The organism is Hassallia byssoidea VB512170 (assembly GCF_000817785.2).
Lineage (GTDB): Bacteria > Cyanobacteriota > Cyanobacteriia > Cyanobacteriales > Nostocaceae > Hassallia > Hassallia carrinoi.
Map to the genome: position 1 here is coordinate 80,719 of NZ_JTCM02000013.1, position 16,951 is coordinate 97,669.

At 40.8% G+C, this 16,951-nt stretch carries 23 protein-coding genes and 2 pseudogenes; 13 read left to right on the forward strand and 12 right to left on the reverse strand.

Going from position 1 to position 16,951, the window contains the following annotated elements; genetic code table 11:
* Positions 1–25 precede the first annotated feature (25 nt).
* Entirely contained in the window at positions 26–235 is a 210-nt protein-coding gene (locus PI95_RS37145; RefSeq protein WP_039753421.1) for a hypothetical protein, read from the reverse strand.
* Here PI95_RS37145 and PI95_RS37150 point away from each other — a divergent pair.
* From PI95_RS37150 to PI95_RS09310, 3 genes are all read left to right on the forward strand, one after another.
* Entirely contained in the window at positions 222–365 is a 144-nt protein-coding gene (locus PI95_RS37150) for an NAD(P)-dependent oxidoreductase (RefSeq protein ID WP_336507193.1), read from the forward strand. The two genes, PI95_RS37145 and PI95_RS37150, sit on opposite strands and share 14 nt — an antisense overlap.
* Before the next feature lie 224 nt (positions 366–589).
* Positions 590–859: a class I SAM-dependent methyltransferase gene (locus tag PI95_RS09305; RefSeq protein ID WP_052325835.1), complete on the forward strand. Its 270-nt coding sequence runs from the start codon at positions 590–592 to the stop codon at positions 857–859.
* 330 nt (positions 860–1,189) lie between these two features.
* A complete protein-coding gene (locus PI95_RS09310) occupies positions 1,190–1,333 on the forward strand; it encodes a hypothetical protein (RefSeq protein WP_163518738.1) in 144 nt (47 codons plus the stop codon).
* Here the strand turns inward: PI95_RS09310 and xisF are convergent.
* Positions 1,311–2,852: a fdxN element excision recombinase XisF gene (gene xisF, locus PI95_RS09315; protein ID WP_163518739.1), complete on the reverse strand. Its 1,542-nt coding sequence runs from the start codon at positions 2,850–2,852 to the stop codon at positions 1,311–1,313. The genes PI95_RS09310 and xisF overlap by 23 nt on opposite strands.
* 39 nt (positions 2,853–2,891) lie before the next feature.
* Here xisF and nifH point away from each other — a divergent pair.
* Both nifH and nifD read left to right on the forward strand, forming a co-directional pair.
* Positions 2,892–3,017: pseudogene (gene nifH / locus PI95_RS09320) on the forward strand (nitrogenase reductase); the annotation flags it as partial.
* Between the two features lie 123 nt (positions 3,018–3,140).
* Entirely contained in the window at positions 3,141–4,535 is a 1,395-nt protein-coding gene (nifD, locus tag PI95_RS09325) for a nitrogenase molybdenum-iron protein alpha chain (protein WP_063842459.1), read from the forward strand.
* Between the two features lie 259 nt (positions 4,536–4,794).
* On the opposite strand, the gene PI95_RS09330 is transcribed toward nifD, so the two are convergent.
* On the reverse strand, positions 4,795–5,052 hold the full coding sequence (locus PI95_RS09330; protein ID WP_039753417.1) for a PDDEXK-like endonuclease domain-containing protein: 258 nt from the start codon (positions 5,050–5,052) through the stop codon (positions 4,795–4,797).
* Positions 5,053–5,155: 103 nt separating this feature from the next.
* On the opposite strand from PI95_RS09330, the gene PI95_RS09335 reads away from it, so the two are divergent.
* Positions 5,156–5,713, forward strand: a complete 558-nt coding sequence (locus PI95_RS09335) for a COP23 domain-containing protein (protein ID WP_039753415.1) — start codon at positions 5,156–5,158, stop codon at positions 5,711–5,713.
* Positions 5,714–5,757: 44 nt separating this feature from the next.
* A complete protein-coding gene (locus PI95_RS09340) occupies positions 5,758–7,404 on the forward strand; it encodes a serine protease (RefSeq protein ID WP_039753414.1) in 1,647 nt (548 codons plus the stop codon).
* Positions 7,405–7,679: 275 nt separating this feature from the next.
* On the opposite strand, the gene PI95_RS09345 is transcribed toward PI95_RS09340, so the two are convergent.
* Both PI95_RS09345 and PI95_RS09350 read right to left on the reverse strand, forming a co-directional pair.
* Positions 7,680–7,889: a BrnA antitoxin family protein gene (locus tag PI95_RS09345; RefSeq protein ID WP_039753412.1), complete on the reverse strand. Its 210-nt coding sequence runs from the start codon at positions 7,887–7,889 to the stop codon at positions 7,680–7,682.
* A 126-nt stretch (positions 7,890–8,015) separates the two neighbouring features.
* On the reverse strand, positions 8,016–8,615 hold the full coding sequence (locus tag PI95_RS09350; RefSeq protein WP_039753411.1) for a hypothetical protein: 600 nt from the start codon (positions 8,613–8,615) through the stop codon (positions 8,016–8,018).
* Between the two features lie 267 nt (positions 8,616–8,882).
* Here PI95_RS09350 and PI95_RS09355 point away from each other — a divergent pair, with 267 nt between their 5' ends.
* A complete protein-coding gene (locus PI95_RS09355) occupies positions 8,883–9,482 on the forward strand; it encodes a hypothetical protein (RefSeq protein ID WP_201280371.1) in 600 nt (199 codons plus the stop codon).
* On the opposite strand, the gene PI95_RS36745 is transcribed toward PI95_RS09355, so the two are convergent.
* The 4 genes from PI95_RS36745 to PI95_RS09370 all read right to left on the reverse strand — a co-directional run bounded on the left by PI95_RS36745 (position 9,459) and on the right by PI95_RS09370 (position 11,148).
* A complete protein-coding gene (locus PI95_RS36745) occupies positions 9,459–9,593 on the reverse strand; it encodes a hypothetical protein (protein ID WP_268896715.1) in 135 nt (44 codons plus the stop codon). The genes PI95_RS09355 and PI95_RS36745 overlap by 24 nt on opposite strands.
* A gap of 111 nt (positions 9,594–9,704) precedes the next feature.
* Positions 9,705–10,040, reverse strand: coding sequence for a XisI protein (locus tag PI95_RS09360; RefSeq protein ID WP_039753409.1), 336 nt, complete (start codon positions 10,038–10,040; stop codon positions 9,705–9,707).
* Positions 10,028–10,468 carry an element excision factor XisH family protein gene (locus PI95_RS09365; protein ID WP_052325834.1) on the reverse strand — a complete coding sequence of 147 codons (441 nt, stop codon included), beginning with the start codon at positions 10,466–10,468 and terminating at the stop codon, positions 10,028–10,030. The genes PI95_RS09360 and PI95_RS09365 overlap by 13 nt, the downstream gene beginning before the upstream one ends.
* 101 nt (positions 10,469–10,569) lie before the next feature.
* A complete protein-coding gene (locus PI95_RS09370) occupies positions 10,570–11,148 on the reverse strand; it encodes an Alr1449 family protein (protein ID WP_039753407.1) in 579 nt (192 codons plus the stop codon).
* 214 nt (positions 11,149–11,362) lie between these two features.
* On the opposite strand from PI95_RS09370, the gene PI95_RS09375 reads away from it, so the two are divergent.
* From PI95_RS09375 to PI95_RS09385, 3 genes are all read left to right on the forward strand, one after another.
* Positions 11,363–11,677: a hypothetical protein gene (locus tag PI95_RS09375; RefSeq protein WP_039753406.1), complete on the forward strand. Its 315-nt coding sequence runs from the start codon at positions 11,363–11,365 to the stop codon at positions 11,675–11,677.
* A 36-nt stretch (positions 11,678–11,713) separates the two neighbouring features.
* Positions 11,714–12,139 (forward strand): hypothetical protein, encoded by a 426-nt coding sequence (locus PI95_RS09380; RefSeq protein WP_039753404.1) that lies wholly within the window; start codon positions 11,714–11,716, stop codon positions 12,137–12,139.
* A gap of 89 nt (positions 12,140–12,228) precedes the next feature.
* Entirely contained in the window at positions 12,229–12,780 is a 552-nt protein-coding gene (locus tag PI95_RS09385; protein ID WP_039753402.1) for an REP-associated tyrosine transposase, read from the forward strand.
* A gap of 73 nt (positions 12,781–12,853) precedes the next feature.
* On the opposite strand, the gene PI95_RS09390 is transcribed toward PI95_RS09385, so the two are convergent.
* The gene (locus tag PI95_RS09390) at positions 12,854–13,441 is read right to left on the reverse strand and encodes a hypothetical protein (protein ID WP_039753401.1); all 588 of its coding nucleotides are present in this window, start codon (positions 13,439–13,441) and stop codon (positions 12,854–12,856) included.
* A gap of 186 nt (positions 13,442–13,627) precedes the next feature.
* Complete coding sequence (locus PI95_RS09395; protein ID WP_201280372.1) at positions 13,628–15,046, reverse strand: site-specific integrase; 1,419 nt, start codon at positions 15,044–15,046, stop codon at positions 13,628–13,630.
* Between the two features lie 110 nt (positions 15,047–15,156).
* Between PI95_RS09395 and PI95_RS37445 the strand changes: the two are divergent.
* Positions 15,157–15,315 (forward strand): annotated as a pseudogene (locus tag PI95_RS37445) (nitrogenase molybdenum-iron protein alpha chain); the annotation flags it as partial.
* Here the strand turns inward: PI95_RS37445 and PI95_RS09400 are convergent.
* Positions 15,253–15,414, reverse strand: coding sequence for a hypothetical protein (locus tag PI95_RS09400; RefSeq protein ID WP_163518740.1), 162 nt, complete (start codon positions 15,412–15,414; stop codon positions 15,253–15,255). The pseudogene PI95_RS37445 and the gene PI95_RS09400 overlap by 63 nt on opposite strands.
* A gap of 62 nt (positions 15,415–15,476) precedes the next feature.
* Between PI95_RS09400 and nifK the strand changes: the two genes are divergently transcribed.
* Positions 15,477–16,781, forward strand: coding sequence for a nitrogenase molybdenum-iron protein subunit beta (nifK, locus tag PI95_RS09405; RefSeq protein WP_039753399.1), 1,305 nt, complete (start codon positions 15,477–15,479; stop codon positions 16,779–16,781).
* Positions 16,782–16,951: the final 170 nt, after the last annotated feature.

The following is a 16,951-nucleotide window of genomic DNA, read 5'->3' on the forward strand; positions in this document are numbered from 1 at the left end:
GAAGGGCTTGAGGACTTCTAAAAAACTACCACGCCGAGATAGCGGCTTGCATGGCAATGCTGCTTGCGATCGCATCTTCTACAAAGTCAAAACCACGAATTAACAAAGTTGTCACCCCAACTTCATAGTAATCAAGCTTCTGCCACCACAGACGTTGTGTAGCGATTGTACTAAGATGAAAATGCGTTGCTGAATGCTCTGCGTGAGGGTTGGATAGAGAAGTGCATTTAGACACATTTTCAACGGAACCACTACCGACAGAAAGTCCCTTTTGGTCTTTGCCTAATGCATTTATAACACCTCATTGTTCAGCACTTACACCACAACTTCGCAGCCGGATTGTGAAGTATTCCTCGACAATTTGACAAGTTATCAAAGAGGAGAAAAACTACGCAATATTGTGGACAAAAATGTAGGTTACTAATGCAAGAAGATTGTTTCGCACTGTTCTGGTCATTCTCCCAAATCTATCGTAGCGCGATCGCTTGCACTTTTCCTCGATAATTTAACACGCTACCACCACGGAAAAAATATGCGAAATGTCGTGGATAAAAATACTGGTTACTAATAATGACTATCTACAATTCCATTGGCAAAGTCTACTCGATCTTCGCGTCTTCCCGATCTGAGGATTGTAAATTCTCTAATTGATTTACTCAACCTACCAAAGAAAAGTATTATTGCTGATATTGGTGCTGGTACTAAAGGTTATAGTCGAGCGATCGCCGAACGTGGATATTCAGTTTACGCTGTCGAACCTTCATCGGTAATGCGTTCTCAATCTATCGAACATGCACAGGTAAAATATTTTGCTGGTTATGCAGAAGATATTCTTTTGTTGGCTAACTGTGGCAATTAAAGCGATATTGTGGCTTAATTGTTGATAATTTAACAACTAAAATACGTTGATTGTTTAATAACTTTTCCCAAAAGAAAACACCACTAATACAATTATTTTCTAGGTATTTGTATTTAGTTAAATCTAACTATATTTAAATATATAGGATTTTCATGGGTATTGAAAATGATTACACCAATTTATTTTCAGCAAGTCTTTATTACTAATCTCGCGCCGATTCATGAACTTAGTTTTAGAAGTTTATACAAATTAAATAACCTCAAAATTATCACTGCGAACAGAAACTTTTCGCCAAGCTAATAACCTTAATAATGGCGAACAAGTCAATTTATGGACTCCGAACAGAAACCCCCACATCAAGAAACAATTCCCGAACTCGTGGCACGTCTGGTAATTGCCTTTGAGAAAAAGCAGGCAGCTAAAAAAGAAAGCAAGCAATCAAAATATTTGCTTAAGTCTGATGCCGATACTTGATATTTGATACCCTCATACCATCTACCTTAATTTCTCGCACGCACTCCGAGAGTAACCGTTTCTTATCGGTGTATGAGTCAATCGAATTCCAAAACTCAGGGTTTGCAAATGCTTTAATAATGCGATCGCGTGAAATAGTCCATTCAGTCTGAATGTTAGCCAAGCTGGCTATTTTCAGCAAGATGTCTTCTTTGATTTGGGCGATCGCTTTCTCAATACTGATATTTTTACCGGGTATCCGCTCCAATTGGGCTAGTTGTTGCTTAAGAGTAATTAACTCTAATGGTTCTTCCACTTTAACGACACCAATACCAATTATACTCAAACGTTCTGCTTCCACAGTAAGCATCTTGATAACCTCCTTTTCCAGTTCGACGCTGGAAATCATGGTTTTATTAGCACAAGTACCATTATTACGGTAGTACAAACACTGAAAATAACTGATATTCTTTTGAGATTTTTTTAAATATTGAGTACCATTTATAGTCATTTTTGAACCGCAATGAGCGCAATAAACTAGTCCAGAAAATATCTTGCTCTCTGCCGTATCATCAGTTGCCCAGCGATTGTGTTTATTTTTAGCTAAAATACTTAGTATCTTGTCACGTTGCTCAATACTAATTATTCCTTCATGGGTTCCCCAATGAATATTTAGCTCATGACGCGGTTTACTGTACTTTTTGCCAGGTGCGGTTTTGTCAATCACCGTACCCCCAGCAATTACCGGATTTGTTAACCAAGCTGACAAACCAGAACTACTCAAAAATAATCCATTGGATGTGACACTACCAGTCTTTGACCATAACCTACTATTAATATCATCCTCTTCGTTAACTATGTTTACTCGGTCTGGTTGAGCATTTCTTGGTTGAATTCTCCACACCCCAAACAAACCATTCATCTTTTTGGTAGCCGAACGAATAGAGCCACATTCAAAAAACGCCTCAACCCTCATCTTTGCTACATCAACCGCAGTTAATTCCCTCAAATCATCCAATAAACAAACTAGAGGAGTTGTATCAAATTCGTAATGGTCGTAGTTGTCACCACCAACTTTAAAGCCAAATGGTGGTCTGTAGCTGGGTTTTTTGTTTTTCTTTCTTGTCTCCAAATCTTTACGCACTCGCAACGATAACATTTTTACTTCGTGCTTGGCAATTAAAACCCGTACATCTGCTGAAAACTCTCCTCCCACCGAATCTAAATCAATGGCATCATCTAAAGCCTCAAGTTTAATTTTCTTTGCCTTGCAAACTTCGACTAGCTGATAAAATAGCACAATAGAAGCGGATATGCGATCGAGCCGAGTAAATATTAATGTCTGTATTTGTCCTGGGTTACTCGATTCAATGTATTTTATTAACTGATTTATTCCTTTGCGCTTATCATTGGTACGCTTGCCAACGTCGTAAAAAATCTTGTTTGCCCCAGCAGAGCGTAAACGCATCAACTGTTTTTCTAGTGCGCGGTTATCAATAGCCTGCTCTTCACTACTAACCCTACCGTATCCCAATTTCATAAGTTCCCAGAAAATCATCCTGTTGTGATTAAGAGTAGCACCATTCCTACTCCAATTGAAATGGATGAACTAGAAGCATTGTTGATCGAATTCGGTATTCTCGAAAGCGACGAAGAAGCAGAAAAGCTGATTGCCGCAGAAAACGCTGCTAAAGCAACTGCATAATTCCCCAGCAAAAGGAAAAAGGAAAGAATCTCATCTCTGACCTTTTCCCTTTCGTTTCCCCCAACCCCAGAGGGGACGACAAGTCCCCTATTACCAGATCCTAAAGAGCAACTGAGGCAGAATATGACACCTCCAGAAAACAACAACATCGTCGAAGAAAGAAAAGAACTAATTAAAGAAGTTCTCGATGCTTACCCCGACAAAGCCAAGAAAAAACGGGAAAAGCACCTAAACGTATTTGAAGAAGGCAAAGCTGACTGCGGCGTTAAGTCTAACATCAAATCTCTTCCTGGTGTAATGACCGCTCGTGGTTGTGCTTATGCAGGTTCTAAGGGTGTGGTCTGGGGTCCAATCAAAGACATGATCCACATCAGCCACGGTCCTGTGGGTTGTGGTTACTGGTCTTGGTCTGGTCGTCGTAACTACTATATCGGCACCACTGGTGTTGACACCTTTGGTACGATGCACTTCACCTCCGACTTCCAAGAAAGAGATATCGTTTTCGGTGGTGACAAAAAACTCGTCAAGCTAATCCAAGAACTTGACGAACTCTTCCCCCTCAACCGTGGTGTTTCCATTCAATCTGAATGTCCCATCGGTCTAATTGGGGATGACATCGAAGCAGTAGCTCGGAAAACATCAAAAGAGATTGACAAGCCTGTAGTTCCTGTACGTTGCGAAGGCTTCCGGGGTGTTTCTCAGTCTTTGGGACACCACATCGCTAATGACATGGTGCGTGACTGGGTATTCACCAGATCCGACAAAGAAAGAAAAGAAGGCAAACAGCAGTTTGAGGGTACTCCCTACGATGTAGCCATTATTGGTGACTATAACATCGGTGGTGATGCTTGGGCTAGCCGCATCCTCTTAGAAGAAATCGGCTTGCGCGTAGTCGCTCAGTGGTCGGGTGATGGCACCATCAATGAAATGATGATGACACCGAACGTGAAGATGAATTTGATTCACTGCTACCGTTCGATGAACTACATCAGCCGTCACATGGAAGAAGCTTACGGTATTCCCTGGTTGGAATACAACTTCTTTGGTCCTACCAAGATTGCTGAATCTTTACGGGAAATCGCTTCTAAATTTGACGAGACAATCCAAGCAAACGCTGAGAAGGTAATTGCTAAATATCAGCCTACAATGGATGCGATTTTAGCAAAATATCGCCCACGTTTGGAAGGCAAGACTGTCGCCATGATGGTTGGTGGTCTGCGTCCCCGTCACGTTGTACCCGCATTCCAAGATTTGGGTATGAGAATGATTGGTACAGGTTATGAGTTTGCTCACAACGACGATTACAAACGTACCACTCACTACATCGAAAACGGCACCATCGTTTACGACGACGTTACCGCATACGAGTTTGAAGAGTTTGTAAAAGCACTCAAACCCGACCTCATCGCTTCTGGTGTGAAAGAGAAGTACGTTTTCCAAAAGATGGGTCTTCCTTTCCGTCAAATGCACTCTTGGGATTACTCCGAGCTTGGCGATCGCTCCTACAATTGGTGGTAAAGCAAGGTTTTTTGGCGATGGAATAAAAAAGAGTCGATTTCTAGCCTAAATGTAAGTTGTACGCTCTCCTATAAAAATATCTCTTTGTAAGTTATAAGCATATAAGTGTTATTCTGTCCAGTTTTTTCGATGAAATTAAATCTGCGTTAGAGAAAAACTGTAAATTCAAAAACTTTTTTTGTTGATGTTTTATTAGACTAAATATATGGCGTTGGCGTAGCGATCGCCTTTTACATTGCCCGAAGACAAATCTATAAAATTAGCTCTTGATTTGTTGTAGTTGTTTGATTGTTTCTATTAACAAACGAACTTGAACAGGTTTGTTACGAAACCAGTCTGTTGACCAAATCCGGTGAATTTTCCAACCTAGCCTTTCAAGCACCTGTTGTCTGAGGCGATCGCGATCTCTTGCAGTCGGTAAACTATGGTAAAATGCACCATCACACTCAATATTGCGATTGGTGATTTTATTCCTTGGAAGTCCCTTGATGGTGGTGCGATCGCGGATATAGATCAATACTTTAATCTTTTTTCAACAAAATCTCATCATTTTGCTGATATATCTAAAATGTGGGGAAAAACTCTGAATTACGCCTTGAGAGCTAATTACACTTTTAGTTATGAGACAAAAACTCTTTGGTCAAGTGTTAACAGGGCTGACAAGATTGTTTAGTATTACTGTACTGATTTCAGCCACTGTGACTGCATTGGGGAATCAGCCAAGCTATGCAGAAGGAACAAGCTTTTTTTGTGGTAAAAGCAAATATCAAAATAAAACTGTACCTGCAACTTATGCACGCACGCAAGACGGGAGACAAATACTGATGCTGCGTTGGATTTCCGATGATAGCTTTCCACCTCCGTGGACAGCACAACAACGCTGTTATAAAGTATCCCACAGATTCCAACGCAGTTATGACAATGGTACGCTCAAATATCTCACTGCTGGAGTTATAAAAAAACAATCAGTAGTGTGTGCGATCGCAAATCAATCTGATACTTGTACAGATAGCAATTTGTTATTTACACTCAAACCCGGTACAAAACCTAGTGCTGTATTACTCAAGTTGCTAGACCGTCGCGGTTTAGCTGCTGGTAGGGTATTAAATGAAAGCGGTGGTGACGAACTGACAATTGATATCGATGCATATTTACAGGAATTAGGGTCGGAAAAGTAAAGTAAATTTACACGATTTCTAATAAAAAATTCGGAGATGAGAATATGAGGTTTTATTATGGACTTGCGCCTGCACTAATTGGTGTATCAATAGTCGTTGTGCAGACACAAGTTGCTGTAGCGCTATCTTCTCAAGAAGTGGGAAAGATTGCTAAAGAAATTACCGTATTAATTGCGAGTACAAACAATCCTGGTTCAGGTGTAATTATCAAAAAAGAAGGCAACACTTACACCGTTATAACAGCGGCTCATGTAGTTGCAAAGCCTGATAATTATGCAATTGTCACCTCAGATAGTCTACGCTATCAAGTAAACTACAAAACAGTGAGACGTTTGCCAGATATAGACTTAGCAGTAGTGCAATTTACTAGTGATATTAATTATAAGGTTGCCAAAATAGGTAACTCTGACCAAAGCACAGAAGGGACAATAGCTTACGTAGCAGGTTTTCCAAAAGCGACAGCTGCTATTTCTAGCCGTATCTATAATTTTGTTGAAGGTAAGATTAGCGCTAATGCATCAAAGGCTCTAAAAGAAGGTTACGCATTAGTTTATAGTAACGATACTTTACCAGGAATGAGTGGTGGAGCGGTACTAAACGACAAAGGCGAACTGATAGGAATTCACGGTCGTGCTGATACATCCACGGATAATTTTAAAGCTTCAGAAATCAATCCCAATATTTTTGTCAAAACTGGATTTAATCTGGGCATTCCTATTAATACTTTTTTGCGGCTATCATCAAATGTTGGGGTAAATTTGGGTATCTCCGCACCGCCATTAGTTGCTACAGCACCCAAGGCGGATGATTTTTATGCTCAGGGTGTAGATAAGTTTAGAAAAGGTGATTATAAAGGGGGAATCGATAATTTAAACGAAGCAATTCGTCTCAATCCTAACTATGCCAAAGCATACTACATCCGAGCATTTATTCGTGCTGCTTCATCAAAGAACTGGCAAGAAAAAGACTGGCAAGGAGCAATTGCTGATATCAATCAAGTTATCAAGATTAATCCCAACGATGTCGATGCATATAAAACTAGAGCTTTTTTCCGCACTCAATTGAAAGATTTCCAGGGGGCAATTGCCGATACAAACCAAGCTATCAAGATTAATTATAACGATGTCAATGCATACAAAATTCGAGCTTTATCCCGCGCTCAACTGAAAGATTTTCAGGGAGCAATTGCGGATTTAAACCAAGTTATTAAGATTAATCCAAATGATGCTGGTGGTTATGTCGGTCGGGGTATGTATCGCAACCAATTAAAAGATTTTCAAGGAGCTATTACTGATTTTAACCAAGCCATCAAGATTGATTATAACAACATCTATGCATATAACGGACGAGGTGAAGCTCGTATTAACTTACAAGATTTGCAAGGTGCGCTCGCTGATTTGAACCAAGCTATTAAGATTAATCCTAATGATGTCGAAACTTACAGCAAGCGAGGTTTAGTTCGCTATGCTTTGGGAGATAAGCAAGGTGGGATCACTGATTTTAACTCTGCTATCAAAATCAAGCCAAACGATCCTAGAGCCTATTTTGGTCTAGGTTTTGTCAGCGCTAAGTCAGGAGATAAACAGGGAGCGATCGCATATTTTCAGAAAGCTGCGAATCTGTATCAAGAAGCAGGAAATACAGAACCTTACCAACAAACCCTGGAGTTAATCAGACAACTTCAGCAGTAGAATGTATCAGTACCTTGTTGTGGTTGCGTCAGGATATTTCATATCCAAACAATTGCGATAACGAAGTTAAGCGACTAGGCGATCGCCTTCACCTCACTATATATCTACATAATTATGAAATTACGGTTATTTCTTCACATCCTAACTGGAAGTGCGATCGCTTTCGGCACACTATATGAAAATTGCTCCAGTAATTGCTATATCTAGTTTAATTTTGGCAACTACAACTGCAACCATTGCTGATGCGCGATCAACTTCACCAAACTGTTTAGACATTATGCCCAGTCGAGAGAAGGTTTACGCTTAGACTTGGCACAATCCTGTAAGTAGAGATTAATTAAAGTTTGATAGGGAATGCCTGTTTCTTCTGCAAGAGACTTAAAGTATTCAATCACATCTTCTTCTAAGCGGATTGTAATCTGCTTTTTCAGATTTTTCACATAGGGATTACGAACAGACTCAGAAAAATCATATTCATCTCTCATGGCAAAAACTCCTCATATTGCTTACGTTCGTACCTTGTAGCTGTACGAGCAGAGATAATACGAATATAGCGATCGCTCTTTTTGTACAAGTGAGATACCACTTGCAAGAACAAAGTGTTACACAAATTAACTACTGAATTGCTGAACAATTGTCTGTACAATTGCTAAAATGGCTCCTACGTTATCCAAGTAATATCTTTGCTTATCAAGCAAAGCCACTTTTTGCGAAAGTTGCAGAAACTGCCATACTTCTCCTGTTGTCACACATCCATACACGGGTATTTCTGCTTGTCCAGATGAACGATTGAATAAATCCGCCGCCACCATTTGCGCGATACACTGTCCTAACCCAGCTTCAACATCATTTTTCTTCGCTTCCACAACAGTGAGAATTGGCGATCGCAACGGTGGTAAAGGTGGAGCTATTGCTAAAATAAAATCACATTCCCCAATCAAGCCCTGTGCAGGATCGACATCAAGTCTTTGTCCAGAAAAAATAGCCAAGCTATCTTGGCTGAGATCGCGACAGGCTAGTAAAATCGGTACAATAATAAACTCGCTGCGAGCCTTTTCACTAATTAGAGATAACTGAGTTCGTTTTCCTAAAGTTTCATTTAACCACGAAGGAATAGAAAGAGGTACAAGCTTGGGAAACAGATCGGCTTCTTGGGTGGTGATTCCTAAAACAGCCGCAGCTTTTTCTAAAGTAAAGTCGCTGTACGCCATAGTTTTGCACTGCTTTTCTGAGTATGACGTTTTCAATAAAAGGGAATTGCTTCTATTTTACCGCTGTTGTAGAGTTGTCCAGAGATTGTGTGTGAGATGCAACGCCATGAGTAACCCGTAAAGCGCGATCGCCTTCACTCGACAACAAACGACTGTATATTTAGGGATGGTGTCAGGTGCGATTCACCCCCAAAAAGCAGAGCAGTTTATTTACATCATTCTAAACTAGTAACAGCAACCATAGCAAATAAGAATGAGGTAACGCAAATGGCTTATAGTGACTTTACCTTGAGTAAGTTTAAAAAGGATTTCAATATTCATCTTGATGAAAGAATTGATTTATTTGCTGACATTGAACCTAGAGAAATAAGCACTCAACTAACAACTACTTTAGAAGAAACTACCGATTTAGCCTTGGCGATTAATACAGAAAAAGCTCGTTCCGAAATGATTATTACGCCGATTTTGTTGGAGGTAAGGCGTAAGGCTAATTATCAAATTAGTTTATTTTCGGGGACAGATTTTAATGTTGATGCCGAGAAGGGGTTAAATGGTTATTGTGATTTTGTTATCAGTCGCTCTAAGGAACAGTTAACAATTAATGCACCTGTAATGATTATTGTCGAGGCTAAGAATGAAAACATTAAAGGTGGATTAGGTCAATGTATGGCGGCAATGTTGGCAGCACAGATTTTTAACCAGCAGGAGGAAAATGAAATTAAAACTATTTATGGAGCGGTGACGACAGGAGATATTTGGAAATTTTTGAAGCTGGAAGGTGCTGATTTGTTTGTTGATTTGAATAATTATTATATTAAAGAATTAAATAAAATTTTAGGTATTTTATATCAAGGAATCCAAGGTTAAAATCACACATAGCAGATAGCGATCGTATTCCTCTTCGGTGTGAGGAACTTTGACGTTTTCGGCAATGGATGACCAAGCAGTGATGGTTTGATCCAGGTTGAAACTTTGCATTATTCTTTAGCAATCCTAAATTTAGACTTGACAAATAACCATGTAGTTACATATTCTGTGTGAAATGCATTTCTAAGTAGCCCGTCGTCAACATTGCACTTAGTAGAAAATTTAAGCGATACCGTACTCTGTGTACTGTCGTTTATATGGAGGTTGCAAACCCAGCACAATGTCCTCTCTTAATACTCCCATAGCAACTAACTCCTCTGCTGGATTTTGATCCGTCAAATTCTGCTGAAGCCAAATTTTACCATCTCTAATATCAAAATGCATAATACATCGATAAATACGGTTTAACCCTTGCCAGCCAACATTCATCCACTGATAATGATCTCGATCTGTATCAAGAATAAGTTGAACTTCTACTTCATCGTCCGATCTATCATCACTAGCATAACGAGTCAGTAATGTTTGAATATATTCCCGATATTTTGCTACTTTGTCCATTGCACAATCACCTCATTTGCTGGATCGTATACGATTAATAAAACCTCATATCTTTCTATCGCGGTTTGTGTGAACTCATATTGAAAAAAGGTTTGGTAAGTGTCTAATGGAACTGCCATATACAAAAATCGGTCTGGTTCAATAGCTTCTATGGCAAGACGATAGCTAAGAAATTGTCCCAAGGCAGCGTAAAAATCAGTAATTGCGGAAGGATTGAGAAAGCTCTTGATTTCAACGGCTATTTTTTCACCTGCTCTTTCTGCTGCCAATACGCGCTCCGCGCCCAGATCAATCTGAAAGTTGATATTTCCAAACTTAAGCTTCAGTGGGTCGTCTGTAACTACCCAGTTTTCTTTTTGAAGAGCCTGCTTGACTGTTTCGTGGAAAATATATGACAGCAGACATCGGCAGAATCCAAAAACCGCCATCCTATGATACCGCGCTCACTTGGAGAAGAATCAGGCAGCCCAACAGATAACTATAATAGCGCTTCAGTGTCTGTCTACATGAATTATCCCTACCTTGTGGTTTAGTCTGGAAAAGCCAAACCAGTCATTGGATCGCGGATATAAAGTCCTAGGGTGAGACTACGCATCACTTCATCCCAAACGGGTATTAGCTGTTCTGCCTGATCTGCCCAATAATCGAATGTAATCAAGCACTGAACATTTGACCCCAAACCAATGCAAGTCCGGGAAAAAGCTTCGCGTGGTTCTGCTTGAGTGTCGATAAACTTAATTTCCGTCCAGACAATTTTAGCAGTTTGGCGCTTGACGGTAAAGATTTCTCCCCGCTCAATAGGGTTACGACTGTCATCTTCCATCACTTTCCTCAAAGTTGATTTTAGCGGAAATTGGCTCCAGTCGTTGGGTGGCAAGCGATTGAAAGATACTTCCAAACAGCAATCATCTAGTGGTGGTTTTTTATCGAGAAACTTGAAGGATTTTTCTTGTGGCTCTAAAACCCAATTTTGGGGTACATTGAAGCGAACAGATCCCCGGTCTAGCACAAAAATCTTGTAGCCTGATGGAGATTCCCAACGATGGTCGGGTTTTAGTTCAAGCGTTTCTTTAATCCACTGGAGATTGCTTTTTTTACGCTTTGCCATAATGTTTTTGCTTTCTCGGTGAGGAGTGCGATCGCTATTCGTTGGGTTGAGCGGCGTAGGCGTAGCCCCTTAAAGTAGACATCGCGAACTTCGTTAATAATATCAAATCGGTAGGGTGTATTGTCACTCTTCGCAACGCACCGTACTCCAGGGATGCGATCGTACTGGTCATTGCAGCGCAAAAATATGGATCAAGTCGATTTTAATAAGCAAAATGCCTTTTGACTTACTCAAAATGCCTTTTGACTTACTCATTTTGGTGTTTTCCGCAAGCAAAATGCCTTTTGACTTACTCAAAATGCCTTTTGACTTACTCATTTTGGTGTTTTCCGCAAGCAAAATGCCTTTTGACTTACTCATTTTGGTGTTTTCCGCAAGCAAAATGCCTTTTGACTTACTCAAAATGCCTTTTGACTTACTCATTTCAGTAGTTCGCGCATTCATGACAAATATCGCGCTTGTAGCAAAAGTCATTGCAGATTTGCCGAAATTCTCTGAAGCCGATCAATACGGAAGTTTTTTAAGGTAAAGAATATTAACCGTACTCTATTACAAGGTGTATATCATGGCTCGTAGAAAAAGAACCTCCATAGTGTTAGAAAAAGCAGTGCGTCGTGCGGCTGGCGTAAACTCAATTGATCCGAGTTTAGATTTAGGCAATGGACTTACCTTACCTGCCTTCTCAACCCTGATCGAGACGATGCGAACTAGAGAAAATGCATATAACAGTGCCCTTTCCAGCTTGGATAAATTGTACCGTGAAATGCTGGAAACAGAAAGCGAGTTGGGAGATATGACAGAACATATGCTGTTGGCAGTTGCTACTCGATATGGCAAAAGCAGTGTAGAGTACGGCATGGCAGGAGGAATTCCTAAAAACCAGCGCCGCAAGGGACTGCGAGGCGAAGCACCAATTCCTACACAGCAACCAATGACGGTTGCCAGTGTGGACGGCAACCAGAATGGAAAGAAAGCAACAGCCACAAAGTAGGGTGCGTTGTCGCTCGCGCAACGCACCACACCACACCACACCACATCAATCATGGGCATCCTAAATACAACTACCATCCGCTCACACCCATGCCCAACTACCGCAGACCGCATATTCCCGCGCAGACCTACTTCATCACTCAAGTTACCTACCAACGACAACCCTGGCTTTGCTCCAATATCGGACGCACTGCTCTACGCGCTGCCCTTGTGCATGTCCGACAGAATTACCCTTTCTCGATTGATGCCTTTGTTCTACTGCCCGATCACTTTCATACCCTATGGACTCTACCTGAAGGAGATAGTAATTTCTCGATGCGAATGCTTTTAATCAAACGCTTTGTAACCAAATACTACGGGCATCAGCTAGGGCTTGATGCCGCTATCTCCCGTTCGCGGGAAAAGCGAAAAGAAAGAAACTTATGGCAACGCCGTTTTTGGGAGCATCTGATTCGAGATGAAGTTGATTTTGCCAATCATTGCAATTATATCCACTATAATCCTGTGCGGCATAAACTTTGTGAATCACCGCAGCAATGGACTTTTTCAAGTATTCATCGTTTTATTCAGCAGGAAATTTACCCGCTTGATTGGGGTGGGGGTGGTGAGGTTCAGCTGGCGTCGGATATTTGGGATGTTTGAGATTATGGTGCGTTGCGCTTTGCGACAACGCACCCTACATTAGGGATGCGATCGTACTGTTTTCCCATGACTGTCATAGCTCCCAACATCTTGCAACGAGAATAAAACAACGATCTCCAACAAAAAGATATGGTGCAAAACCACAATTAGAATCATTATCGTCTTCCATCTTGTAGAAGATAATTTCCTCTCCCAACCAAGGTTGTACAGACTTCAGCCATATATCGAGTGCTTCTTCTTCTGACTCATCTGGACAAAATGTATCTTGCATCCAAATTGCAAAGTCAAGCGGTTCCAGCACCTCAGCCGCACTTTGCATATCTTCATCAGTCCACCATTCAGGTAATTGAGAATGAGGATAGTCGTCTGGATAAAGATTTCCGCAAAGTGTTAATAGATCAATAATTTCAATTTCTGTAGTCTCTTCATCCGAATCAAATAATATAAAGTCTTCAGGCTTTGCAAAAACTCGAATATCAACCACTCCGTGATTCCAGTTTTTTCTAGGACCTAAAAGCAAATCCAGAGTATTTTGCATTGTTGCATCAAAACCAAAGCTTGGAATTATGTAGGTGTCGCCAATTTTAACAGCCTCATTCTCGTATGCCTTAGCAGCTTCACCATGCTGCTGAATTAGTTTTTCCAATTCTTCAGGAGACATATTTGCAATTTACGTCAATACGGAACTTTAACAGACAATTCCTCAAAATGCCCTCACTGATACTGAATTGGTATAACTAGACATTATACAAAAAGTTTTCGTCTAATTACCTGATTTTGGGTAGTTATCCAACCGATCAAGTAGGGTGCGTTGTCGCAAAGCGCAACGCACCACATATTAGCAAATTTAACTCCGCTTATAAACCAACTCTATTTTCAACTTCTCAATCTCCAACTTCAACTTTTCATTCTCCATCCTCAACTTAGCATTCTCCTCCCTAATCACCTCAATTTCATCCCTCTTACTCAAAGCTTGATTAATCGCCAACTTCCGCATATCCAGCGAGAACCAACGCTGATAAGTTTGAGTATGAACTTGCACGCTATGTCCCAAATTATCAGCCGCCGCTTTAATTGGTATTCCCAAAATATGCGCTCTAATTGCCCATGCATGACGTAAATCATACGGCTTAAAATCTAATCCGATTTTCCGAAACCACCAACTAACTCGTTGTGTTAACGCCGTTATCTCTGCATGATTACTTTTATCTTTTTTACTAACTGTTGTTGCCAGCATTTCTAAATATTTAGGATTTCTTAAATCAAAGTCTGCAATCCATTCTTTATGTAAAGGTAACGCTTGTCTTTCCCCAGTTTTACAATCTTTATGAACTTTCCATGTCATGTCTGCATTCTCTTCGCTTAACCACCAATCGATATCAGGATTAATAAAAAGCTCTCGCGGACGTAAACCAAAAGTTGCTAACATTCCATAAGTCCAGCGCCAAAGCTGCCAACTATCTTTCACATCTGGATTAACTTGATTACCTCTGTTATTCAGGTAATCTGCAAACTTGATAATTCCTGCGGATATTTCCGCATCGCTGGGTATATTCCGGGAATTATTCTCAGGCATTTTGGAATATTTAGATAAATCTATTTCGATTTTGAATGTTATGCAAAACGCCGATATAGCTCTCATTGCATTATATCTAGCCCATTCTTTCTCGATTTTATCAATTGAATTTATCAGATTTTCCGAAGTTGCCAAATCTTTAGGGTTAGTGAATCGCTTAGTTCGAGAAAAGTAATAAAAAAAAGTATGTTCGCTTTTTGTGGTGCGTTTATGAGTTTTGAAATACTCCTCTTCAAATTTTTCTAATAACTCTCCTATTGTTTTCAAGTCTTTTTTAGTTGCCTCATTACCTAAATATTTATCATTCCATTCAAATGTATGTCTTGCAATTAACTTTCCTAATTCATAAGATTCCTCCTCAGCGGTTTTTAATCCATCCAAATTAGCGGGAATATTCAAGCTAATATTATATTGTTTTCTTCCAGTGCCGTTTGTGTCTTTATCTCCGGGTTTAATTGGTAACGTCGCTCGTAATTGCAGACTTCCATTTGATTCCCTGATTGTCACCTTTGCCTTTGCAGACTTCAAACGCTGATTAACTTTCTCTAATTCTAGTAGTAATTTTGTTCTCATATGCTCTCTTTGCTGCTGTGCTTGCTGACTTGAGCCAAGAAAACTGCCATCGGTAGATGAAACTGGCTGCAAGTCTGCAAAAGCTTGTTGATACTTGTCAAAATCCTGGTTATGCATTGCGGTATTTTTAGCCTATATTTAGCCTAAAAATAAATGTGTAATCAGCGAACAATGTTTAAAACTGACACTGCTTGCTGTAAACATTAGGCTATTTTCAGCTATTAAATCATAAAAAGGATTACTCCGGTCCTTATCACGGTTATGATGGCTTCGCTATCTTCGCTCGCGATATGGATCTAGCACTGAACAGCCCAACCTGGGGATTAATCGGCGCTCCCTGGAACAAAAAAGCTGAAGCTAAGACTGAAGCTAAGGCGATCGCCTAAATAAATGGGAGAAAGACAGATGTAGGAATAGCCTGGGGTTTTAGCCCTAGGGGGGAGTAGAAAGTAGAGAATTAACATTCGCCACTTCCCACTCCCCATTCCCTACTCCCCATTCCCCTCCACACGACACGTAACGACTACAGCAGCTTGGAGAACTAGAAATGCCTCAGAATCCGGAAAATATTCAAGATCACGTCGAACTATTCCACCAACCGGAATACCAACAGTTATTTGAAAACAAAAGGCAATTTGAAAACGGACACAGCCCCGAAGAAGTTGCCCGTGTTGCAGAATGGACGAAGGGTTGGGAGTATCGTGAAAAGAACTTCGCCCGTGAAGCATTGACCGTCAACCCCGCTAAAGGTTGCCAACCATTGGGCGCAATCTTCGCTGCTGTTGGTTTTGAAGGCACTCTACCTTTTGTCCAAGGTTCTCAAGGTTGCGTAGCTTACTTCCGCACCCACTTAACCCGTCACTACAAAGAACCGTTTTCTGGCGTCAGTTCTTCAATGACAGAAGACGCAGCGGTGTTTGGTGGACTGCAAAACATGATTGATGGGTTGGCAAACTCCTACCAACTCTACAAGCCAAAAATGATTGCTGTCTGCACCACCTGTATGGCAGAAGTTATCGGTGATGACTTGCAAGCTTTCATCAACAACTCCAAGAATGCAGGTTCAGTTCCTCAAGATTTCCCAGTACCTTTTGCTCACACTCCTAGCTTTGTTGGTTCCCACATCACTGGTTATGATAACATGATGAAGGGTATTCTTTCTAACTTGACCGCAGGTCATAAGAAAGAAACCAGCAATGGCAAAATCAACTTTATTCCTGGCTTTGATACCTACGTTGGTAACAACCGGGAAATCAAGCGGATGTGCGACATGATGGGCATCGATTACACCATCTTGGCAGATAACAGCGATTATCTGGATTCACCCAACACAGGTGAATTTGATATGTATCCAGGTGGTACAAAGCTGGAAGATGCAGCAGATTCGATTAATGCCAAAACCACTGTTTGTCTGCAAGCACACTCTACCATCAAAACCCGCGAGTACATCGAAAAAGAATGGAAGCAACCAACTGTTGTTTCTCGTCCTTGGGGTATCAAGGGTACTGATGAGTTCTTGATGAAACTCAGCGAACTGACTGGTAAACCGATTCCCAAAGAACTAGAAATCGAACGCGGTCGCGCAGTTGATGCGATGACTGACTCCCATTCATGGCTTCACGGCAAGCGCTTCGCTATGTATGGCGATCCCGATCTAGTTTACAGCGTAGTCGGCTTCATGCTAGAAATGGGTGCTGAACCCGTGCATATCCTTGTCCACAACAGCAATGATAACTTTGAGAAAGAACTCAAAGAGTTGCTAGCTTCTAGCCCCAATGGTAAGAGTGCTACTCTGTGGGCTGGTAAAGATTTGTGGCACATGCGTTCAGAGATGTGTTTGCTATCAGGTTAAATATAGAGCCATTCCTGACAAACGATTATATCTGCAAATTTTTCAACCCCTGCAACAACTCACGACAAATGTAGACAGGCAAGTTAGGTAGATCCGCAACCACCCACGAATATTTTTGATGTTCGCGCTTCGCGTCTCCCCTTGGGAGAAGCCTGTCCACATTTGTAAGC